The following is a 20,027-nucleotide window of genomic DNA, read 5'->3' as shown; positions in this document are numbered from 1 at the left end:
TGCATGCAACGTTTCGTGACGGCCACCACAGGCGGCCGATAGACGGCAATGCAGGCGATCACCGCGCGGCGGTCCGCGTGATGGGCGGCAGCGAGCCGGACGAGGACCGAGCGCAGGTTCGGGCGGCCGGCGCGCGCCGGCCGGATGGCCGGCGGTGCGAACAGAAGGGGAGCGCGTGCGAGCAGCGGCGGAACAGGCGGCGCAGTCCTTGCGGGACGAGATCCTGTCGGGAGCGATCCCGTCCGGCGCCCGGCTCGGTGAGGCGGAACTGGCCGGCCGGCTGTCGGTGAGCCGCACCCCGATCCGTGAGGCGCTGTCCCGGCTGGCCGCCGAGGGTCTGGTCGAGATCCAGCCCAACCGCGGGGCCCGGGTCGCGACGTGGTCCTCCGAGCAGCTGCGGGAGATCTTCGAGCTGCGGTTGCGGCTGGAGCCGTACGCGGTGCGGCAGGCCGTGCCCAACCTGGGTGACGAGCAGATCGCCGAACTGGACGAGCTCGCGGCCGAGATGTTGCGGGTCGGCACGCCGGGCCGCCACCAGGATCTGGCCGCGATCGTCGAGCTCAACCGCCGGTTCCACGGGCTGTTCATCGACGCCGCCGGGTCGCCGCCGCTGGCGCAGGCGTTGCGCGGGGTCACGCACGCGGCCGTCGTCACCCAGAACTTCCACGACTACGCGCCCGACGCCCTGCTGCGCAGCCTGCACCACCACGTCGAGATGGTGGCCGCCGTGCGGGCGGGCGCCGGGGAGTGGGCCGAAGCAATCATGCGAGCACACCTGTACAACGCCCGCGCCACGATGATCGGGCGCGGCGTGGAGGAGCCCGACGCGAGCGCGGCGCCGACCGGGCGTGGTCCCGAAAGGGGGACCGCGAGCGCGGCGCCGACCGGGCGTGGCGCGGAGAGTGGCAGCGCGAGCGCGGCGACGACAGGGCGCGGCTCGGGCGGAGACGACGCGAGCGCGACGACGATGGGGGAGCAGGGATGAGCGGGCCGCTGGGGGATCTGCGGGTTGTCGAGTTCGGGCAGCTGCTGGCCGGGCCGTTCTGCGGGCAGCTGCTCGGGGACTTCGGGGCCGAGGTCATCAAGATCGAGGATCCGGGGCGGGGTGATCCGATGCGTCAGTGGGGGCGGGAGAAGCCGCACGGGAAGTCGCTGTGGTGGCCCGTCGTCGCCCGCAACAAGAAGTCCGTGACGTGCGACCTGCGTACGGGGGAAGGTCAGGCGCTGGTCCGCAAGCTGATCGACCAGGCCGACATCGTGGTCGAGAACTTCCGGCCCGGCACCCTGGAACGCTGGGGGATGGCGCCCGAGACGCTGTGGCAGACCAACCCGGGGCTGATCATCACGCGGGTCACCGGGTACGGCCAGGACGGCCCTTACTCCAGCCGGGCCGGGTTCGGGTCGATCGGTGAGGCGATGGGCGGCATCCGTTACGTGATGGGTGATCCCGGCGGGCCGCCCGTACGGGCGGGGATCTCGCTCGGTGATTCGCTGGCCGCCACCTACGCGTGCATCGGCACCCTGGTGGCTGTGCACGCGCGCAGCAACACCGGCCGCGGTCAGATCGTCGACTCGGCGATCTACGAGGCGGTGCTGGCCATGATGGAGTCGCTGCTGCCCGAGTGGGCGGTCGCCGGCTATCAGCGTGAGCGCACCGGCGCCACGCTGCCCAACGTGTCGCCCAGCAACGTCTATCCGACCGGCGACGGCGACCTGATCCTGATCGCGGCCAACCAGGACACCGTCTTCGGCCGGCTGGCCGCCGCGATGAAACAACCCGGGCTGGCCCAGGACCCGCGTTACGCCACGCATTCGGCTCGCGGCGCCGCCATGGCCGAGCTCGACAACCTGATCGCCGAGTGGACCTCGACCGTCGGCGCCGAGGACCTGCTGGCCACGCTGCACGAGAACGGCGTGCCGGCCGGGCGGATCTTCCGGGCCAAGGACATGTTCGCCGACCCGCATTTCGCGGCCCGGGAGGCGATCGTGAACGTGCCCCACCCCGACTTCGGTGAGCTGCCCATGCAGAACGCCACCCCGAAGCTCTCGGTCACCCCCGGTTCGGTCCGTACGGCCGGTCCGGCGCTGGGCGAGCACAACGACGAGGTGTACGGCGGCCTGCTGGGCCTGGACGAAACGGAGCGCGCGCGTTTGCGCACTGCCAAGATCATTTAAGGAGAGCGATGTCGTATCGGCTCGGTGTGGATGTGGGCGGCACGTTTACCGACGTGCTGCTGGTCGACGAGGATTCCGGAGCAACCTGGCGGGCCAAGACCGCCTCGACGCCGAGCGACCAGTCCGTCGGCGTACTCAACGGTATCGACAAGGTGTGCGCCGAGGCCGGCATCGACCGGGCCGCGGTCGCGCACGTGCTGCACGGCACCACCGTGGCCACGAACGCGATCCTCGAAGGCAAGGGCGCAACCGTCGGCCTGGTGACCACGCAAGGTTTCCGTCAGGTGTTGCAGATCGCCCGTTCGTTCGTGCCCGGTGGCCTGGCCGGCTGGATCATCTGGCCCAAGCCGGAACCTCTGGCCGCGCTGGAGAACACGGTCGAGGTGCCCGAACGGATGGGTAGCGACGGCACGGTCGTGCGCGAGCTCGACGAGGAGGCCACCCGCGCGGCTTTGCGCAAGTTGCGCGACAACGGCGTCGAGGCGCTCGCGGTGTCGCTCATCAACGCGTTCGCCAACGACGCGCACGAGCGCCGGATCGCGCAACTGGCGGCCGAGGAACTGCCGGGCATCGAGGTGTCGCTGTCCAGCGTCGTGCTCCCGGAGATGCGCGAATATGAGCGCGCGTTGACGACCGTCGCGAACGGTTACGTGCAACCCCAAGTTGCGCGTTACGTAGCGAACCTGTCCGCGAAGTTGAGCGCGGAGGGCGTGCCCGCCGAGCTGTCCATCCTGCGCAGCGACGGCGGCCTGTCCGGCGCCGGCGCGGCCATCGCGGCCCCGGTGACGATGCTGCTCTCCGGCCCGGCCGGGGGAGTGGCCGGCGCGGTCTGGGTGGCCGAGCAGAGTGAGCACACGGAGTTGCTCACTTTCGACATGGGCGGCACATCGACGGACGTCGCCCTCGTGCAGAACGCGCAAGCGCGCATCGGGCGGGAGACGAAGGTCGGCGATCTGAGCGTGCGGGCGTCGGCCGTCGATGTCCGTACGGTCGGCGCGGGCGGCGGCTCGATCGCGCACGTGCCGCAACTGACGCGCGCCCTGCGCGTGGGGCCCCAGTCGGCCGGCGCCGAGCCCGGCCCCGCCGCGTACGGGAAAGGGGGCACGGAGCCGACCGTGACCGACGCCAACGTCGTGCTCGGGTATCTGCCCAGCTCGCTCGCGGGCGGCGAGATCACCCTGGACCGGGAGGCGGCTCGCGCGGCCGTGCAGACGATCGCCGACGCCATGGGCCTGGAGAGCGCCGAGGCGGCCGCGGCCGGGATCATCGACATCGTCAACGAGAACATGCTGGGCGGGCTGCGGCTGGTCAGCGTGCAGCAGGGGTTCGACCCGCGCGACTTCGCGCTGGTCGCCTTCGGCGGGGCGGGGCCGTTGCACGCCAACGCGCTGGGCAAGCTGACCGGGGCCTGGCCGGTGATCGTGCCGCCGTCGCCCGGCGTGCTGTGCGCGCTCGGGGACGCGACCACGTCCGCTCGTGACGAATCCGCGCGCACAGTTCTGCGCAAGCTCGGCGACGTGTCCGCGCAGGAGTTCACCGAGATCTTCACCGAGCTGGCCGAATCCACCGCGGCCCGCCTCGTCGATCAAGGAGTGCCGGCGGACCGGCAGACGATCACCTACTCGGCCGACGTCCGGTTCGTCGGGCAGGGCAACGAGTTGCCGGTCAGCTTCGACCTCGCCGACGGGCCCAAAGGGCTGGCGGCCCGCTTCGACGCCGAGCACGAGCGGTTGTTCTCCTTCACGCTGCCGGTCGGCCATGAGCTGGTCAACGCCCGGGCGGCGGTGACCGGGGAGCGTCCGAACGTGGCGCCGATCAGCCTGGACGAAAGCATCGCCCCGCCGGAGAAATCGGGACATACCCGAATCTACGTGAGCGGTGAGTTCGTCGAAGCCGCACTCTACGACAGGTTGAAGCTGCGAGCGGGCGACATCGTCGAAGGCCCGGCGATCATCACGGAGATGGACTCCACCACCCTCGTCCTGCCCGGCCACCAAGCCACCACCCATCCCAGCGGCAGCCTGCTGATCACGCCGGCGAAGGAGGCCTGACCCATGGCGACCATCGTGGAGACCACCACCGCGCCGATCACCAGGACCGACGTCGACCCGGTCACGCTCGACCTGGTCGAGAACGGCCTGCGCAACGCCCGCTACGAGATGGACGAGGTGCTGTTCCGGACGGCCCTCTCGCCCGGCATCCGCGAGCAGCACGACGAGTTCCCGCTGATCGCCGACCCGGCCGGCAAGATGGTGGTGGGCCAGTTCGGGCTCTCCATCCCGGACTTCCTGGCCGGTTTCGCGGGCGACATCCGCGAGGGCGACATCCTGCTCACCTCCGACCCGTATGCGTGCGGCGCCGCGATCAGCCACGCCAACGACTGGCTCGTCGTGCTGCCGATCTTCTTCGAGGGCCGGGTGGTCGGCTGGTCGTCGATGTTCGGCCACATGTCCGACGTCGGCGGCAAGACCCCGTCCTCCATGCCCACCGACGCCAAGACGATCTACGAGGAGGGTGTGGTCATCCCGCCCTTCAAGCTGTACGACGGTGGCCGGCTCAACGAGGACGCGCTGCGCATCATCCTCAACCAGGTGCGCGTGCCCGACTGGAACCGGGCCGACCTCAACGGGCTGGTCGCGGCGTGCCGCACGGCCGCGCGCCGGGTGCAGGAGATGTGCGCGCGTTTCGGCGTGGAGACGTACCTGTCCGCGCTGGACGCCCTGCTGCAACGCAACTACGACGCGATGAAGACGCTGCTGCAGGTCGTGTTCGCGGAGGGTAGAACGCTTTCGTTCACCGACTACATCTGCGACGACGGCGTCGGTTACGGCCCGTACGAGCTCAAGCTTTCCCTGACCCGTACGGGGGAGCGGGTGCACCTGGACTTCAGCGGCTCGTCGCCGCAGGCCATCGGGCCGGTCAACTACTACCTGAACGAGAACCTGGCCCGGATGTTCTTCGGCATCTACATGATCACCGTGGCCGACCCGCAGATCCTGTGGAACGACGGTTTCTATCCGCTGGTCGACGTGACCATCCCCGACGGCTCGTACTGGAAACCGAAGCATCCGGCCGCGCTCAACGCCCGCAACCACGGCATCGGCCGGGTCTTCGACCTCTTCGGCGGGCTGCTCGGGCAGACCAACCCGGCCCTGCTCAACGCGGCCGGCTTCTCGTCGTCGCCGCACTTCATGTATTCCGGCAACTACTCCAGCGGCGACCGCAAGGGCGAGTGGTTCCAGCTGTACTCGATCGGGTTCGGCGGCATTCCCGGGCGGCCGCTCGGGGACGGCCCCGACGGTCACTCGCTGTGGCCGAGCTTCGTCAACATTCCGTGCGAGTTCCTGGAGTCGTACTACCCGCTGCGCATCGAGAAGTGGGAGACGGTGGCCGACACCGGCGGGGCCGGGCTGCACCGCGGCGGCAACGGCGTCGACGTGGCCTACCGGTTCGGGGAGCCGGGCACGATCGCCATCCACGACGACCGCTGGCTGATGTACCCGTGGGGGGTCAACGGCGGCGCGCCCGGAGCCCGCGGCACCAAGTGGATCGACCGGGCCGACGGCTCGCGCGAGGTGCTGCCCAGCAAGTGCCACGACATCCCCGTACGGCCGGGGGATGTTCTGCATTTCGTCACGTGGGGCGGCGGCGGGTGGGGCGACCCCCTCGAACGTGACCCGGCACTGGTGGCCAAGGAGGTCCGGCGCGGGCTCGTCACGGCCGCGGGCGCGAAGGCGTACGGGGTGGTCGTGACCGAAAGCGGCGCGGTCGACGAGCCGGCCACGGAGGAGCTGCGCCGCTCACTCCGGGAATCCAGGCCGGACGAGCTGCCCGTGTTCGACATGGGCGGCTCGATGGAGGACATCCTGGCCCGCTGCGAGGAGGAGACCGGGCTGCCCGCTCCCCGCAAGCCGGTCTGGACATGACCTCGTCCCCGACCCCGTTCGGCGGCGCCCTCGGCTGGGGGCGCCGCCCGGCGCTGCTGCTGATCGACATGATGCGCGCGTACTTCACCCCGGGCAGCCCGTTCGACCTGGGCTCCCGGCGTTCGCTCGACGGCTGCGCGACCCTGCTCGGAGCCGCACGCGCGGCGGGCATCCCGGTGTTGCACACTCGGGTCCGGTTCTCGCCCGGCCTGAGCGACGGTGGCTTGTTCGTGCGCAAAGTTCCGGCCCTGGCCGCCCTGGTGGAGGGTTCGGACGCGGCCGAGTTCGTGCCCGAGCTGGCCCCGGCGCCGGGCGAGGTGGTGGTGACCAAGCAGTACGCGTCGGCGTTCTTCGGCACGTCGCTGGCGGCCACGCTGACCGCCCGCGGCGTCGACACCACGATCATCGCCGGGGTCTCCACGTCGGGCTGCGTGCGAGCCAGCGCCACCGATGCCCTGCAGCACGGCTTCCGCCCGGTCGTGGCGGCCGACGCCTGCGGCGACCGTACGCCCGAGGTGCACGAGGCCAACCTGTTCGACCTGGGCGCCAAATATGCGGACGTCGTCACCGTCGAGGAGGTCGTGACCAGGCTCGCGACCTGACGCCGCCTAAGATCTGCGGATGCCGCACACCCACGGCGAGGGCCGCGACGCCCTGCGCTCGATGACGCCCCGCGCCCGCCGGCTCCTGCTGCTGGTGCTGGTGCCCGCGGTGGTGCTGACCGCGATCGGCATGGCGCTGCTGTGGCCCACCGGCGCCGACCGGGCCGCCGACTCCGGCGGGGCGACCGAGGTCGACGGGCGGGTCGTGGCCGTCCAGCCCGCCGCCTGCCCCGAGGCCGAGCTGCCCGAGGGCACGCCGGCCCCCACCGAGTGCGGCACGGTGCAGGTCCGGCTGGACGACGGGAAGACCATCGAGACGGACATCCCGAGCGGGCCCGGCGCCGTCACGGTCGAGCCGGGTGACGACGTCGTCCTGCTCTACCTGGAGGAGAGCTTCACCGGCAACGACTACTCGATCGCCGACCACCAGCGCGGCAAACAGTTGTGGCTGCTCGGCGCGGCGGTGGCGCTGGCCGTGATCGCCTTCGGCCGCTGGCGGGGGCTGCGCGCGCTGGCCGGGCTGGCCGTCACGTTCGCCGTGCTGCTGATCTTCGTGGTGCCGGCCATCCTCGACGGCAGGCAGCCGCTGCTGGTGGCCGTGGTCGGCGCGGCCGCGATCATGCTGATCGTGCTGTATCTCACCCACGGCCTCACGCTCACCACGACCGTCGCGGTGGCCGGCACGCTGATCGCCCTGACCGTCACGGCTCTGCTGTCCGCACTGTTCACCAGCCTCGTGCACCTGACCGGCGTGGCCGACGACACCACGACCTTCCTGAGCGTCAGCCGGAGCGGCGTCGACATGCGGGGCCTGCTGCTGGCCGGCATCGTGATCGGCGCGCTGGGGGTGCTCGACGACGTCACCGTCACCCAGGCCGAGACCGTACGGGAGCTGTCCGTGGCCAATCCCGGCTACGGCTTCCGTGAGCTCTACGCGGGCGCGACCCGGGTCGGGCGGGCGCACATCGCCTCCGTGGTCAACACCATCGTGCTCGCCTACGCCGGGGCCTCGCTGCCGCTGATGCTGCTGTTCGCGGTCGGCGGCACCCCCGTGACCCGCCTGCTCACCGGTCAGCCGATCGCCGAGGAGCTGGTCCGCAGCGGCGTCGGCACGCTGGGCCTGATCGCCGCCGTGCCGATCACCACCGCCCTGGCCGCGTGGCTGGCCGTCCGCACCGCCGCCGCCCCGGCCCGCCCCGCCCGGCACCGGCCCGCGCAGCAGCCGTGGACGGCGTTCATCGACGACAGTCCTTGACCCCGCCTTGTGCCGCCCGATCGCGGGCCGCTACCGTACCCATCGATATCAATCCCTGGCTGGTGTGGCCCTGCCGTGACCAGGCCAGGGCGACTCATCAACGGGGACAATTTCATGACATCGATGCTCCGCGCCCGCTGGGCGCGGCCGGTCCTGGCTGCCTGTTTGGCGGCGGCCACGCTGACCGCCGTTCCGTCCGCGGTGGCCTACGCCGCTCCCGCGCCCGTCCAGGCCCTCGCGGCGGCCGGCCAGGCCTCGTACGACCAGAAACTCGCGGTGGCCGTCAAGTTCGGTCGCGGTGACGACTTCGCGCTGATCGAGCGGGCCGACCGCGACTTCGTGATCGAGATCTGGAAGCACGTCAAGGACAACGGCGACTACCTCGAGGTCCGGGCCGCCGCCGAGCAGGCCTTCGGCACCGTCTCCGACGAGACCAACCCGGACGCCACCGACCTGGCCTGCTACGAGTTCATCACCACCGGCGTGTTCGCCGCGTTCGACCGCGACATCGAGCGCGAGCGCCGCGAGGCCGAGGCCAAGCGCCTGTCCGACTCCGCCCGCGCGGCCGCCGCGGCCAGCATCGACATCGTGGCCGGGGCCGACCTGCTCAACGTCAGCGACGCCGACTTCATCCGGCTGATCTGGGAGCGCGTGGCCGACGACGCCGACTGGCGCGAGGTCAAGGAGGCCGCGGCCGCGGCCCGCACGGGCTCGGCCGAGCAGCAGACCCAGTTCATCGCCTCGGGCCTGGCCGCCGCGGCCAAGCAGGCGGTGGACCGGCGGATCGCCGAGGACGAGACCCGTACGGAAGCGGAAAAGGCAGCCGCACTGGCGCGCGCGGCCAAGCAACTGGCCGCGAACCGGATCGGCCTGCCCGTCACCGAGCAGCTGCTGAGCCTGCCCGACCGCGACTTCGTGACCGAGGTGTGGAACTTCGCCGCGACCGGCAGCGAGGTCGAGGCGGCCGCCGTCGCGACCGCCCGCAGCAACGACCCCGCGGTCTGGAAGGCGTTCATCGACACCGGCATCCACCAGGCCAAGGACCGCGACATCGAGAAGGCCCTGGCCGCGGCCGAGGCCGCCGACCGGGTGGCCGCCACCGACGTCGTGACCCGCGCCGACAAGGCCGCCCACCGCAACCTGGCCCTGGCCGGCCGGAACGCGCTGGCCGGCAACGCCCAGGCGGTCGCCGACTTCCTGCGCGTCGGCCAGTACGCGGTGCGGCCCGACCTGCCGCAGCGCCTGCAGGCCGGCCACACCGGGCTCTGCCTCGGTGTCCCCTCCGGTTCGCTCGAGACGAACACCCAGCTCATCCAGTGGCCGTGCAGCGCGGCCAAGGACCAAGCCTGGACGTTCTTCCCCAAGACCGGCGGCGCCTACGAGCTGAAGAACGTCAACAGCAACCAGTGCCTGGCCGTCGCGGGCGGGTCGAAGACCTCCGGCGCTCGCGTCATCCAGTGGACCTGCAACAACGGCGCCGAGCAGCTGTGGACGCCGCAGCAGGACAGCACCGGCCTGACCCGGCTCAAGAACAACAACAGCGCGCTGTGCCTCGCGATCGAGGGCGCTTCGACGGCCAACGGCGGCAAGGCCGTGCAGCTGGCCTGCTCCACCACGGTGCCGTCGACGGGCTGGAACGTGCGCGCCCGTGGCCTGGTCAACATCGAGTCGGTGTCGTTCAACGGCGACGCCTACCAGGACCTGATCGCGGCCGAGGTCTCCACCGGCCGGCTCTGGCTCTACCCCGGCACCCGCACCCGTGACGCGTTCGGCGCCCGCGTGATGATCGGCTCCGGTGGCTGGAACGGCATGGACAAGCTGGCCACCGGCCGTATCAACGGCGACGAGTTCGACGACGTGGCCGCGGTCGAGAAGTCCACCGGCAAGCTCTGGCTCTACCCCGGCACGGCCGCGGGCACGCTGGGCGAGCGGGTGCAGATCGGCACCAGCGGGTGGAACTTCATGGAGAAGCTCGCCTACGGCAAGTTCAACGCCGACGCGTACGAGGACCTGACCACCGTCGACTCCCGCGACGGCAAGCTGTACCTCTACCCCGGCACCGCCACCGGCGTGCCCGGCCCGCGGGTCGTGCTGCACTCCGGCGGCTGGAGCGGCAACACCAAGCACACCGTCGGCCGCTTCAACCGGGACGACTTCGACGACATCGTCTCGGTCGAGCAGTCCACCGGCAAACTGTGGTTCTACCCGGGCGCGGCCAACGGCACGCTCGGCGCCCGCGTCCAGATCGGCAACAGCGGCTGGAACGGCATGAACGAGCTGACCGCGGGCCGCTACAACGCCGACGACTACGACGACATCGTGGCCACCGAGAACGGCAGCGGCAAGCTCTGGCTCTACCCGGGCACCGCCGCGGGCAGCGCCGTCGGCGGCCGTGTCGAACTCGGCATCGGCGGCTGATCCCGAGCCGGCTGCACGTCCCGCATCACCGACCCACCCGCGCCGCGACACCGTCGAGAAACGTCCACAGGGCGTGCTCGCGGTTCCGCTCGTACGACTCCGCCGACGAGCGGGCGGCGCGGGTGCGGTCCACATAATCCCCGGACGACGCGGCAGTGCTCCCGTCGATGGCGTCGGCCAGCTTGCGCCCCGCGGCGGCCACCGAGTCGGCCAGCGGCGTGAGCAGCAACGGACGGCTCAGCACCCCCATCAGCGCGCGGGCGAACGGGCCGGCCTCACGGGCCAGCCCGGTGCCCGGCACCACGCCCGGGTTGTAGGCGACGATGTCGATGCCCGCGGGCAGGCGACGGGCCCACTCGTGCACCAGATGGATCGCCGCGAGCTTGCTCGTCGTGTAGGCCGTCCGTCCCGCGACCGGCGTCTCCGGGCGGGGGAACGCGCCCGGCCGGGCCAGCACCGCGGGATCGGCCCAGCGCGGCCCGGGCAGCGCGCCCAGCGTGTGCCGGAAGTCGCCGAAGTGGCTGTCACTCACCGTGACCACGATCCGGGCCGGGGCCCGCAGCAGCGGCGCCAGCTCGGAGATCAGCAGGTGGTTGGCGATCACGTTGACGGCGAACGTGCTCTCGTAACCGTCCGCCGTGGTGTGCAGCGCATCGGCCAGCGACACCCCGGCGTTCCCGGCCAGGCCGCTCAGTGGCGGCAACTCTCCCGACGCGAGCCGTCGCCCGATGTCCCTCGAGGCTTCCCGTACGCTCCCCAGGCTCGCCAGATCCGCCTTGATCACGGTGACGCGGTCCTTGGTCAGGGCGGTGCCGCGATTGTTCGTCAGCGCGGTGCCACGAGCCAGCAGCACCAGGTGCATCGTGGGGTCGCGGCGCAGCAGCTCGGCCGCGGCGGCCCGCCCGAGGCCGCTCGTCCCACCCGTCATGACCAGAGTGTGTTCGTTCATGGCACCCACCCTGAGCCGCGGCGGCGGGCGGCGGGAGCTACCGGTCAAGGTAGTAAGACCGGTACCACCCCGGTCCGGGCCGGGTGCGGCACGATGAGGGCATGAACCAGCTCGGCGAGGCGATCCGGGCCTGGCGCAGCCGCCTCGACCCGGCCGCCGCCGGGCTCGCCCACCACGCGCCGCGCCGGGTCCCCGGCCTGCGCCGCGCTGAACTGGCCGGCCTGGCCGGCATCTCCGTCGAATACGTCGTCCAGCTCGAACAGGGCCGCGCGGCCTCCCCGTCGGCCCAGGTCTGCTCGTCCCTGGCCCGGGCGTTACGCCTCTCCGCCGACGAGCACGCGCACCTCATGCGTCTGGCCGGGCAGCCCGCCGGGCCGCACCACATCCCCCGGCTCGTCCCCGACAGCCTGCACCGCATCATCGGCCAGCTCGACCACAACCCGACCGCGGTGTTCGACGCGGTCTGGCAGCTGCTCCACTGGAACCCGCTGTTCGCCGCCACGATGGGCGACCCCACCCGGCACACCGGTGGCAGCCGCAACGCGATGATCTGGCAGTTCGAGGACGAGCCGACCCGGGTGCGGCACACCGAGGCCGAACGCGACGCCTTCGAGGCGTCACTGGTGGCCGACCTGCGGGCGACGAGCAGCCGCTTCCCCCACGACCCCGAGATCCCCGCGCTGATCACTCGGCTGCGCCGCAGCTCCCGCTTCCGCGCCCTGTGGGACCAGCCGTCGGTGGCCCCGATCCCCAGCTCGGCCAAGGTCGTCGACCACCCGGCCGTGGGGGCGATCGCCCTCGACTCCAACGTCCTGACCACCGAGGAAGCCGGCTTGCGGGTGCTGGTCTACACCCCGCGACCCGGCACCGACGCCCGCAGCAAACTCACCCTGCTGGCCGCCGTCGGCACCCAGGACCTGAGCGCCGAGCAGTTCCGTTGATCCGTCGTGCGGGGCGGGTCCGTACCCGTTGGTGACGGTTACGGGGGGAACGAGGAGGCTGCGGTGGACGATCCCGTACGCGGCGACGAGGAAGACACCTACCCGTTCCTGTCGGGGGCGGCGGGCTTCGCGTATCGGGGCGAGAACCGTCCGCACAGTCCTCCCGCTCCGCGCGCGGCCGATCATGATGAGCCGCCCACGGCGGAGCTTCCGGTGGTGCCGCCCGTTCGTGGGCGGCCGGCCACGTACGGGGGAAGGAAGCGACGGCCTCGCGCGGCCGCGATGGGGGTGGCGGGCGCGGTTCTCGCCGGGGTGAGCTCGGTGGTCGTGGCCGGGCTGGCCGGAGGTGGGGAGCGGTCGCCCGCGCCGCCGCGGGCGGACGGCGGGCCGGTCTTCGTGTCGCCCGGCCCACCGGCGTTCGGCGCGGGAACGTTCGAGCTGGTCAGCGACGTGCCCGAACTGCATCTCACGCTGGGGCGGCCGGATGCGGGGCCGATCCGGGTCAGCGCGCCGCCCGGCGGTGGACCGGCGCCCGCCGCGAGCGTGGCGGGGGACCAGGTCCGGCTGGCCGCCGGGCCCGGGGCGGGGCGGCTCGACGTGGTGCTCGACGAGCGGATCGCCTGGACCATCCGGATGAACGGCGGGGTCCGCGCGGCGACGTTTGTGCTGACCGGGGGCGTGGTGCGCGAGGTCGACCTGGCCGGCGGGGCCGATTCGGTCGTACTGGCGCTGCCCCGCTCCGACCGGGTGTTGCCGATCCGCATGTCGGGCGGGGTGCGGCAGTGGAGCATCCGCACCGAGGGTGAGGTCCCGGTGCAGGTCGTGGCCCGGTTCGGTGCGGGCGAGGTGAGGCTGTACGGCCGGCGGGAGCGCGGCATCGGACAGAACACGACGCTGACCGCGGGCGCCGGATCGGGCCTGGAGGTGACGGCGGCCGCCGGTTTCGGGTCGCTGGTGGTCAGCTCGGAGTGATCAGCCTCCGTACGCGGGCGGTCCGGGCCCGTTCGCGCTGTTCGACGGCCGCGGTGTGCGCGTCGGCGGCGCGTTCGCACAGCTCGGCCGCTTCCACCTGCAGTCTTCGGGCCGTCGCGACGATCGCCGGCTTGTCCATTCGGCCATCGGCCTTCCCTGAGTGCCGAGAGGACAACGTCCTCGTCCGGTATTAAAATAGCCGCGAAACGACGCATCAAACGACGCGACTCATGCTTACGTGTTCCGACACCTGATGGGGGAGGTCATGACAGAGCTGGAAGTGCAGCCCGACGAAGTGCTGGAGCAGCTCTCCCGGGCCGCGCGGGCCATCCGGGCCGAGGAGCCCGCCGGATTGACGGCGATCGTCACCCAGGCCACCGCGACGATCCCGCCCGCGATCTGGGCCGGCCTGATCGAGCTGGAGAACACCCGGCTCGTTCCGCGGGCCACGCTCGGCGAGCCACCCCGCGTCCTCGACCGCCTGCAGCAGGAGCGGGGCGCCGGTCCCTGCGTCGACGCCGCCCGGCAGCAACGGGTGATCGTCGTCGACGACATGACCACCGACGACCGCTGGCCCGAGTTCTCGGCCGTGGCCGTGCGTGAGGGCGTGTGCAGCATGTTGTGCGTGCCGCTGTGGGTGGACAACCTCAGACTGGGCACGCTCAGCCTCTACGGCGAGCGGACCGCCGCGTTCGGCGAGTCCGAGCGCCGCCTGGCCGCCGTCTACGGCACGCTGGCCGCGCTCGCCCTGGCCGACGGCCAGCGGGTCGCCCAGCTCACCGCCGCGCTGGAGACGCGCGACCTGATCGGGCAGGCCAAAGGCATCCTGATCGAGCGGCTCCGGATCACCCCCGACGCCGCCTTCGACCTGCTGTCCACCATCTCGCAGAACTCGAACCAGAAGCTCGTGTCAGTGGCCGAACGCCTCGTCAACACCGGCGAAGTCCCCGGCTGACCGATCCCGCGCGGCCACGGGTGGGGTTGGACCCGGCGTCAGGGCGGACGGGCTCGCCGTGAGTGACGACGGGGTGGGCAGCGGACGGCGGGCCCAAGCTCGGGTCGAGGGTGGCGGTCGCCTCCGGGCCGTAACCCTGGGCCAGGGCCGGCGGGGTGCCGCGGCGTGGCCGTCGTCGGCGCTGACCAGGTAGTCGTAGACCTGCGTGCCCAAGCCCTCGCCGGCCCGCCACAGGTTGAGGGTGGCCTTGTTGGTGAAGTGCCGGAGGGCGGCCCGCGTGCCCAGCCGGAGCGGGTGATCGAACGTCGCCTAGGAGGTGGCGGCGGGCCTCGTGACGCCGGTGTTGCCTTCGCCGCGATCATCCTGCGGGTCACGTTCGGCTACGCGGTGACGGCCCGGCCGCGGGTCTTCCCCTGGGCCCACGGCATCGCCGGGTGACGGTTTGGTCAAGACTCTTGTCGCAGTGCAACGGAACCGGCCCGCTGGGCATCTTCAGATTTATGAGCTTCACGCGCGTGCGAGCGCTTGTCGTCCTTGTCGCCCTGGCCGTAGCCGCGATCATCGTGGTGGTGGTGGCGGTGGCCCGCGACACCCAGGCCGACGCGGCCGCGGGTCAGGACTGCCCGCCGGGTGCACCCCGCGTGTCGCTCACCCTGCCCGACGAGGCCGCCCAGGTGAAACTGCGCGTGCTCAACGGCACCAAGACGGCGGGCACCGCCGACCAGGTCACCGAAGACTTCAAGAACCGCGGCTTCGTGATGCAGAAACCCGCCCGGAGCAAGAACAAACTGGCCACGATCGCCGTGGTCCGCTACGGGCCGAAAACGGTCGGCGCGGCCCACTGGATCCGGGCGTTCTTCCTGGGCGAGGCCGAACCGCAGTACAGCGCCACCCGCACCACCGACGTGATCGACATCGTGATCGGCGAACAGTACCGGCAGTTGGCCACCCGCACCGAGGTCAACCAGTCCCTGGCCCAGCTCAGCGAGCCCGAACTGCCCCCGGGCTCCTGCGCCGCCTGAGCCAGCCGCACGCTGTCAGCACGCCCCGACCCGCGCCGTTCAACCCCATCTCGGGTGGCTTCGCCTTGTCCCGGCCCGTCCGGGCCTGTCTCGGCTTGCCCCCGCCTTCTCCCGGCTGGCTCACCCCGCCTTGCCAGGGCCAGCCTTGCGCCTGGCCGGCTCTCCCGTGTCGTCCCGGCTTGCCTCGCTGTGACCGCCCCGGCTGGCTGGCCCAGCTCCGCCGTCAACCCCGGCTCTCCGGCCCGCTCGACCCGTCCTGACTCGCCCGGCTCGGCCGCCCGGCTCGCCCGCCCGGCTCGGCCGCCCGGCTCGCCCGCCCGGCTCGCCCGCCCGGCTCGCGCGCCCGGCTCGCCCGGGCCAGTCGCCTCGCTCCGGCCGGCTCGCTCCGCCCTGGCTCGGGCTTGCCTTGCCCCGGTGCCCGTACCCGCCCGCCTGTCCTCGGTGCCAAGGCAGGCCGCCAGGCCGGTGAGCCGGTCGAGAAGGCGCAGGCTGTCGGGAAGCACCCCGAGGCGGGCCTTGGCCGCAGCCCGGGGATGACGTCCTATCCTCCTAGGATGCCTCAACGGCTCCTCAGTGGACGCCTGCCCGGATCGCCCCGGGCTTTGGGGTGTGAGGGCAAGACTTTAGTCGTTTTAATCGAAAGTTCTCTATGAAACGTTAGAAGTTGTTTACTTTGTTTCGGAAGGCGCTTAGCGTCCACGGATATCGGCAGGAATCGATACCTGCATCCGTCCCTGGAGCGCCTCATGAAGAGTTTGGTGCTGCTGTCCACCGCCGCCCTGGTCGGCGTCCTCCTCCCCGCCACACCGAGCGCCGCATCCCCGAGCGCCGCTCACCCCACGATCGCCCAGCCGGTGACCGCCGCCGCCCCGACGGCCGGCCGAGCGCCGGGCGGGCTGGGCAAGGCCGCCCTCCCCAAGGCCGCCGCTGTTCCGACGCAGGAGCCGGGCGTCACCCTGCGTACGTACGATCTCCAGACCTCGCAGAGTGCGATCTGCACCCTGAAACCCGGCCAGACCCCCAACGTCGACAAGCTCCTGCCGGTGATCAACTGGACGTCCGCGGCCGAGTTCGGGCTGGAGGATCGCTTTCAGTCCGAGGTGATCGCCAACCTCAACATCACCGCGGCGGGCACGTACGCGTTCCGGCTGACCAGTGACGACGGTTCGCGGCTGTATCTCGACGACGCGCTGGTGATCAACAATGACGGGCTGCACGGGGCCGTCGCGGTTGAGGGCAGTAAGTCCTTGACCACCGGTTACCACGCGCTGAAGATCGATTTCTTCGAGCGCGACAACGGCCAGCAGCTCACGCTCGAGTGGCGGCCGCCGGGCCAGACCGCGTACGCGGTGGTGCCGAACACGGTCCTGAGCACCGACGCGGGTGTGGTGCGGGTGACCGCCCCCGGCCGCAAGGAGTGTGAGCAGGCCGGTGACAGCCCGGGCGACGGTTTGCCGCTGACCGGTGTGCACCCGGGCTACACGCTGACCAACCTGCGCCCGTCGGGGTTCCAGCCGCAGGTCAGCGCGATGGACTGGATGCCCGACGGTCGCCTCGCGATCGCCACCTGGGGTGGCAGCGACACCGTGGCCGGCGAGGTCTACCTGCTCAGCGGGGTCACCGGAGCGACGTCGCCGAGCCAGGTCACGTACAAGAAGATCGCCACGGGGCTGCGGGAGCCGATGGGGCTCAAGGTGGTCGACGGCAAGATCTACGTGTCGCAGAAGCACGAGCTGACCGAGCTCAACGACACCAACGGCGACGGCACGATCGATCAGTACCGGCGCGTCGCGACGTGGCCTTTCGACGGTAATTTCCACGAGTTCGCCTTCGGGTTGCTCTACAAGGACGGGTTCTTCTATCTGAACCTGTCGGTGTCGATCAACCTGGGCGGCGCCACCACCGAGCCGCAGGGGTCGCCGAACCGCGGCACCACGCTGAAGATCAACCGGACCACCGGCGCGGTGCAGTACATCGCGGGCGGCCTGCGTACCCCGGACGGGATCGGCTGGGGGCCCGAGGGTGACATCTTCGTCACCGACAACCAGGGCGGCTGGCTGCCCTCGTCGAAGCTGGTGCAGATCAAACAGGACCGGTTCTTCGGGCATTACACGAACCCGGACGGCCCGTTCGACTCGCAGCCGGTGACCCAGCCCGTGCTGTGGCTGCCGCAGAACGAGATCGCCAACTCGCCGAGCACCCCGCTGCTGCTCAACTCGGGCCCGTACGCGGGTCAGATGCTTTTCGGTGACGTCACGTACGGCGGCATCCAGCGCGGCTTCCTGGAGAAGGTCGGCGGCCAGTACCAGGGCGCGGTGTTCCGGCTGACCCAGGGTCTGGAGATGGGTGTGCTGCGGCTGAGCCAGGGCCCGGACGGCGCGCTCTACGCCGGCGGTCTGGGCGCGGACGGCAACTGGGGTCAGGAGGGCAAGCTCCGGTACGGGCTGCAGAAGCTGACCCCCAACAACGCGAGCGTGTTCGACATCAAGGCGATGCGGGCCGTCGCGGGCGGGTTCGAGCTCGAATACACCCAGCCCGTCTCGACCACCACCGCCGCCTCGCTGGCCGCGCGCTACCAGGCCAAGCAGTGGCGGTACGTCCCGACGGCCGCGTACGGCGGTCCGAAGGTCGACGAGGAGCAGCTCACGGTGAGTTCGGCGACGCTGTCGGCCGACCGGCTCAAGGTGACGCTGCAGCTGGCCGGGCTCAAGCCGGGCCGGGTCGTGCACGTCCGCTCGCCGCGGCCGTTCACCAGCACCACCGGCGTGTCACTGTGGAGCACCGAGGCCTGGTACACGCTGAACAGCCTGGCCGACGGCACCACGCTGCGCAGCGACCGGGTCGAGGCCGAGCACTCCGGGCTCAGCGGCAGCGCGGGCATCGCCACCGACCACACCGGATACACGGGGTCAGGTTTCGTCGCCGGTTACGGCTCGGCCGGAGCGGCCACCACGTTCACTGTCAACGTGCCCGCCGCGGGTTCGTACCCGGTCGGGTTGCGCTTCAGCAACGGCCCCAACCCGTCGGCCGGGGCCAAGACCGTCAGCCTGTACGTCAACGGCGTCAAGCTGCGGCAGGTCAGCCTGGCCGACACCGGCAACTGGGACACGTGGGCCACCAAGACCGACACGGTGACCCTGAAAGCCGGGGGCAACACGATCGCCTACAAGGTGGACACCGGCGATGTCGGGCACGTCAACCTGGACAGCCTCACTGTGGGCGCCGGGGCGAGCGCGGCCACGGACAAGACCGGCACCCTCACCGGGATCGGCGGCAAGTGCCTCGACGTCGACAACGGCGGCACCGCCGACAAGACGAAGATCCAGCTCTACACCTGCAACAACTCGTCGTCGCAGAGCTGGAAAAGGAACGGTGACACGCTGCGGGCGCACGGCAAGTGCCTGGACATCGACAACGGCGGCACCGCCAACGGCACGAAGGTGCAGCTCTACACCTGCAACGGCAGCGCGGCTCAGGTGTGGCAGGCGCAGGCCAACGGTTCGCTGCTCAACCCGGCCTCGGGCAAGGTCCTCGACGTGGCGGGCGGGGCGACCGCGGACGGCACCCAGGTCCAGATCTGGGAGTGGGCCGACGTGGCCCAGCAGCGCTGGACGCACAACAACACGAGCCGGGTCACGCTGTTCAACGGCGGCAACCTGAACTCGTTCGTGAACTCCAGCGGTGGCGCGCCGGCCTGGCCCGTCGCTGACGGCTCGGCCGAGGTGCTCGGCGGCGATCTGCGCACCAAGCAGACGTACGGGGACTTCAAGCTGCACGTCGAGTTCTGGCTGCCCAATCTGCCGGCGGACGTCACCGGGCAGCAGCGCGCGAACAGCGGGATCTACCTGCAGGACCGGTACGAGCTCCAGGTGCTCGACTCGTACGGGAAAGCGGTGCTGGCCAACGACGACAGCGCGGCGATCTATCAGAAGCGCACGCCGACGGCCAACGCGGCGACGGCACCCGAGACGTGGCAGACGTACGACGTCACGTTCCGGGCCGCCCGCTGGAACGGCTCCACCAAGACCGAGGACGCCCGGGTGACGGTGGTCTGGAACGGCCGGACGGTGCACGACAACGTGACGATCGACGGCCCGACCGGTGCGGGCGCGGCCGAGTCCGCGGCCTACGGGCCGATCCGCCTGCAGGACCACGGCGACCCCGGCGCGAACGTGCGCTACCGCAACATCTGGATCGAGCCGGCCTGACCGGTCACGCCGCTGGGGGGTGGAGGAGCGCCGCGAGGCCACAGAGGGTCAGCACCACGCGTACGTTCTCGTGCGCCTGACTGATCTCGAAGGCGCCGCCGTGCTGCTCCACCTCCTGGCGGCAGAGCACCAGCTCGCGGACGCCGGCCGAGCCGATGAACGTGAGCGCGCTCAGGTCGAGGGCGACGTCACAGCCGCCCGCCTCGGCCACCAGCGAGGACAGCTCGCAGCGCAGCTCGGCACAGTTGTCGCTGTCGATCTCGCCGGCCACGGCGATGACGATCCGGCCCGGCCCGCGCTCACGGACGCCGGCGGTCAGCGATACACGTTCATATAGTCTGCGCATTACGGTCAGTCCTTCCCGGCATCGGCGTGCTTCGCTCCGACCAGTCAGCAGGCGCTGACCGGTGCCGAGAAGACAGCCTTGAAGGCCGGGAACCCGACGTGGTTCAACACCCCCACCCTACTCCCTTATCCGTATCGGACGGAGTGTCGTGCGGCCGAACGACATGCCGACAATCGGGGCGCGCGGCGCCGTACGGCGAAATCCGGCGAGAAACGCGGACGGGGCTGTCGGATCCGCGGTGGTCCGATCGTGATAGGG

Annotated in this window: 16 protein-coding genes; 13 read left to right on the top strand and 3 right to left on the bottom strand. The window is 71.3% G+C overall.

What is annotated here, in order from left to right:
- Positions 1-175: 175 nt before the first annotated feature.
- From BKA14_RS14025 to BKA14_RS13995, 7 genes are all read left to right on the top strand, one after another.
- The gene (locus tag BKA14_RS14025) at positions 176-985 is read left to right on the top strand and encodes a GntR family transcriptional regulator (RefSeq protein ID WP_184951366.1); all 810 of its coding nucleotides are present in this window, start codon (positions 176-178) and stop codon (positions 983-985) included.
- On the top strand, positions 982-2,175 hold the full coding sequence (locus BKA14_RS14020; protein ID WP_184951364.1) for a CaiB/BaiF CoA transferase family protein: 1,194 nt from the start codon (positions 982-984) through the stop codon (positions 2,173-2,175). The genes BKA14_RS14025 and BKA14_RS14020 overlap by 4 nt, the downstream gene beginning before the upstream one ends.
- An 8-nt stretch (positions 2,176-2,183) precedes the next feature.
- Positions 2,184-4,226: a hydantoinase/oxoprolinase family protein gene (locus BKA14_RS14015; RefSeq protein ID WP_184951363.1), complete on the top strand. Its 2,043-nt coding sequence runs from the start codon at positions 2,184-2,186 to the stop codon at positions 4,224-4,226.
- Positions 4,227-4,229: 3 nt separating this feature from the next.
- On the top strand, positions 4,230-6,101 hold the full coding sequence (locus BKA14_RS14010) for a hydantoinase B/oxoprolinase family protein (protein ID WP_184951362.1): 1,872 nt from the start codon (positions 4,230-4,232) through the stop codon (positions 6,099-6,101).
- Complete coding sequence (locus BKA14_RS14005; protein WP_184951361.1) at positions 6,098-6,703, top strand: isochorismatase family protein; 606 nt, start codon at positions 6,098-6,100, stop codon at positions 6,701-6,703. The genes BKA14_RS14010 and BKA14_RS14005 overlap by 4 nt, the downstream gene beginning before the upstream one ends.
- Positions 6,704-6,722: 19 nt before the next feature.
- Positions 6,723-7,958, top strand: a complete 1,236-nt coding sequence (locus tag BKA14_RS14000; protein ID WP_184951359.1) for a YibE/F family protein — start codon at positions 6,723-6,725, stop codon at positions 7,956-7,958.
- A gap of 114 nt (positions 7,959-8,072) precedes the next feature.
- On the top strand, positions 8,073-10,376 hold the full coding sequence (locus tag BKA14_RS13995) for an RICIN domain-containing protein (RefSeq protein ID WP_184951357.1): 2,304 nt from the start codon (positions 8,073-8,075) through the stop codon (positions 10,374-10,376).
- Between the two features lie 25 nt (positions 10,377-10,401).
- Here BKA14_RS13995 and BKA14_RS13990 read toward each other — a convergent pair whose 3' ends face one another.
- The gene (locus BKA14_RS13990; protein WP_203722604.1) at positions 10,402-11,325 is read right to left on the bottom strand and encodes an SDR family NAD(P)-dependent oxidoreductase; all 924 of its coding nucleotides are present in this window, start codon (positions 11,323-11,325) and stop codon (positions 10,402-10,404) included.
- Positions 11,326-11,426: 101 nt separating this feature from the next.
- Between BKA14_RS13990 and BKA14_RS13985 the strand changes: the two genes are divergently transcribed.
- Both BKA14_RS13985 and BKA14_RS13980 read left to right on the top strand, forming a co-directional pair.
- Entirely contained in the window at positions 11,427-12,266 is an 840-nt protein-coding gene (locus BKA14_RS13985; RefSeq protein WP_184951356.1) for a helix-turn-helix domain-containing protein, read from the top strand.
- 63 nt (positions 12,267-12,329) lie between these two features.
- A complete protein-coding gene (locus BKA14_RS13980) occupies positions 12,330-13,238 on the top strand; it encodes a hypothetical protein (protein WP_184951355.1) in 909 nt (302 codons plus the stop codon).
- Here the strand turns inward: BKA14_RS13980 and BKA14_RS13975 are convergent.
- Complete coding sequence (locus tag BKA14_RS13975; protein ID WP_184951353.1) at positions 13,225-13,377, bottom strand: hypothetical protein; 153 nt, start codon at positions 13,375-13,377, stop codon at positions 13,225-13,227. The two genes, BKA14_RS13980 and BKA14_RS13975, sit on opposite strands and share 14 nt — an antisense overlap.
- Positions 13,378-13,503: 126 nt before the next feature.
- On the opposite strand from BKA14_RS13975, the gene BKA14_RS13970 reads away from it, so the two are divergent.
- From BKA14_RS13970 to BKA14_RS13955, 4 genes are all read left to right on the top strand, one after another.
- The gene (locus tag BKA14_RS13970; protein WP_184951352.1) at positions 13,504-14,193 is read left to right on the top strand and encodes a GAF and ANTAR domain-containing protein; all 690 of its coding nucleotides are present in this window, start codon (positions 13,504-13,506) and stop codon (positions 14,191-14,193) included.
- Positions 14,194-14,487: 294 nt separating this feature from the next.
- On the top strand, positions 14,488-14,631 hold the full coding sequence (locus BKA14_RS13965) for a hypothetical protein (protein ID WP_184951351.1): 144 nt from the start codon (positions 14,488-14,490) through the stop codon (positions 14,629-14,631).
- Between the two features lie 62 nt (positions 14,632-14,693).
- On the top strand, positions 14,694-15,215 hold the full coding sequence (locus BKA14_RS13960; protein WP_184951350.1) for a LytR C-terminal domain-containing protein: 522 nt from the start codon (positions 14,694-14,696) through the stop codon (positions 15,213-15,215).
- A gap of 746 nt (positions 15,216-15,961) precedes the next feature.
- Positions 15,962-19,423, top strand: a complete 3,462-nt coding sequence (locus BKA14_RS13955; RefSeq protein WP_203722607.1) for a 3-keto-alpha-glucoside-1,2-lyase-like domain-containing protein — start codon at positions 15,962-15,964, stop codon at positions 19,421-19,423.
- A gap of 4 nt (positions 19,424-19,427) precedes the next feature.
- On the opposite strand, the gene BKA14_RS13950 is transcribed toward BKA14_RS13955, so the two are convergent.
- Positions 19,428-19,769 (bottom strand): STAS domain-containing protein, encoded by a 342-nt coding sequence (locus BKA14_RS13950; protein ID WP_184951348.1) that lies wholly within the window; start codon positions 19,767-19,769, stop codon positions 19,428-19,430.
- Between the last annotated feature and the right edge of the window lie 258 nt (positions 19,770-20,027).

It is taken from the genome of Paractinoplanes abujensis, from assembly GCF_014204895.1.
Lineage (GTDB): Bacteria > Actinomycetota > Actinomycetes > Mycobacteriales > Micromonosporaceae > Actinoplanes > Actinoplanes abujensis.
This window is presented reverse-complemented; position numbering and strand designations above follow the sequence as displayed.

What these genes read in the sequence shown, in the direction of transcription:
- BKA14_RS14020 (WP_184951364.1), top strand. Translation starts at nt 982, where the DNA reads ATGAGCGGGCCGCTGGGGGATCTGCGGGTTGTCGAGTTCGGGCAGCTG.
- BKA14_RS14015 (WP_184951363.1), top strand. Translation starts at nt 2,184, where the DNA reads ATGTCGTATCGGCTCGGTGTGGATGTGGGCGGCACGTTTACCGACGTG.
- BKA14_RS14010 (WP_184951362.1), top strand. Translation starts at nt 4,230, where the DNA reads ATGGCGACCATCGTGGAGACCACCACCGCGCCGATCACCAGGACCGAC.
- BKA14_RS14005 (WP_184951361.1), top strand. Translation starts at nt 6,098, where the DNA reads ATGACCTCGTCCCCGACCCCGTTCGGCGGCGCCCTCGGCTGGGGGCGC.
- BKA14_RS14000 (WP_184951359.1), top strand. Translation starts at nt 6,723, where the DNA reads ATGCCGCACACCCACGGCGAGGGCCGCGACGCCCTGCGCTCGATGACG.
- BKA14_RS13995 (WP_184951357.1), top strand. Translation starts at nt 8,073, where the DNA reads ATGACATCGATGCTCCGCGCCCGCTGGGCGCGGCCGGTCCTGGCTGCC.
- BKA14_RS13990 (WP_203722604.1), bottom strand. Translation starts at nt 11,325, where the DNA reads ATGAACGAACACACTCTGGTCATGACGGGTGGGACGAGCGGCCTCGGG.
- BKA14_RS13985 (WP_184951356.1), top strand. Translation starts at nt 11,427, where the DNA reads ATGAACCAGCTCGGCGAGGCGATCCGGGCCTGGCGCAGCCGCCTCGAC.
- BKA14_RS13975 (WP_184951353.1), bottom strand. Translation starts at nt 13,377, where the DNA reads ATGGACAAGCCGGCGATCGTCGCGACGGCCCGAAGACTGCAGGTGGAA.
- BKA14_RS13970 (WP_184951352.1), top strand. Translation starts at nt 13,504, where the DNA reads ATGACAGAGCTGGAAGTGCAGCCCGACGAAGTGCTGGAGCAGCTCTCC.
- BKA14_RS13960 (WP_184951350.1), top strand. Translation starts at nt 14,694, where the DNA reads ATGAGCTTCACGCGCGTGCGAGCGCTTGTCGTCCTTGTCGCCCTGGCC.
- BKA14_RS13955 (WP_203722607.1), top strand. Translation starts at nt 15,962, where the DNA reads ATGAAGAGTTTGGTGCTGCTGTCCACCGCCGCCCTGGTCGGCGTCCTC.
- BKA14_RS13950 (WP_184951348.1), bottom strand. Translation starts at nt 19,769, where the DNA reads ATGCGCAGACTATATGAACGTGTATCGCTGACCGCCGGCGTCCGTGAG.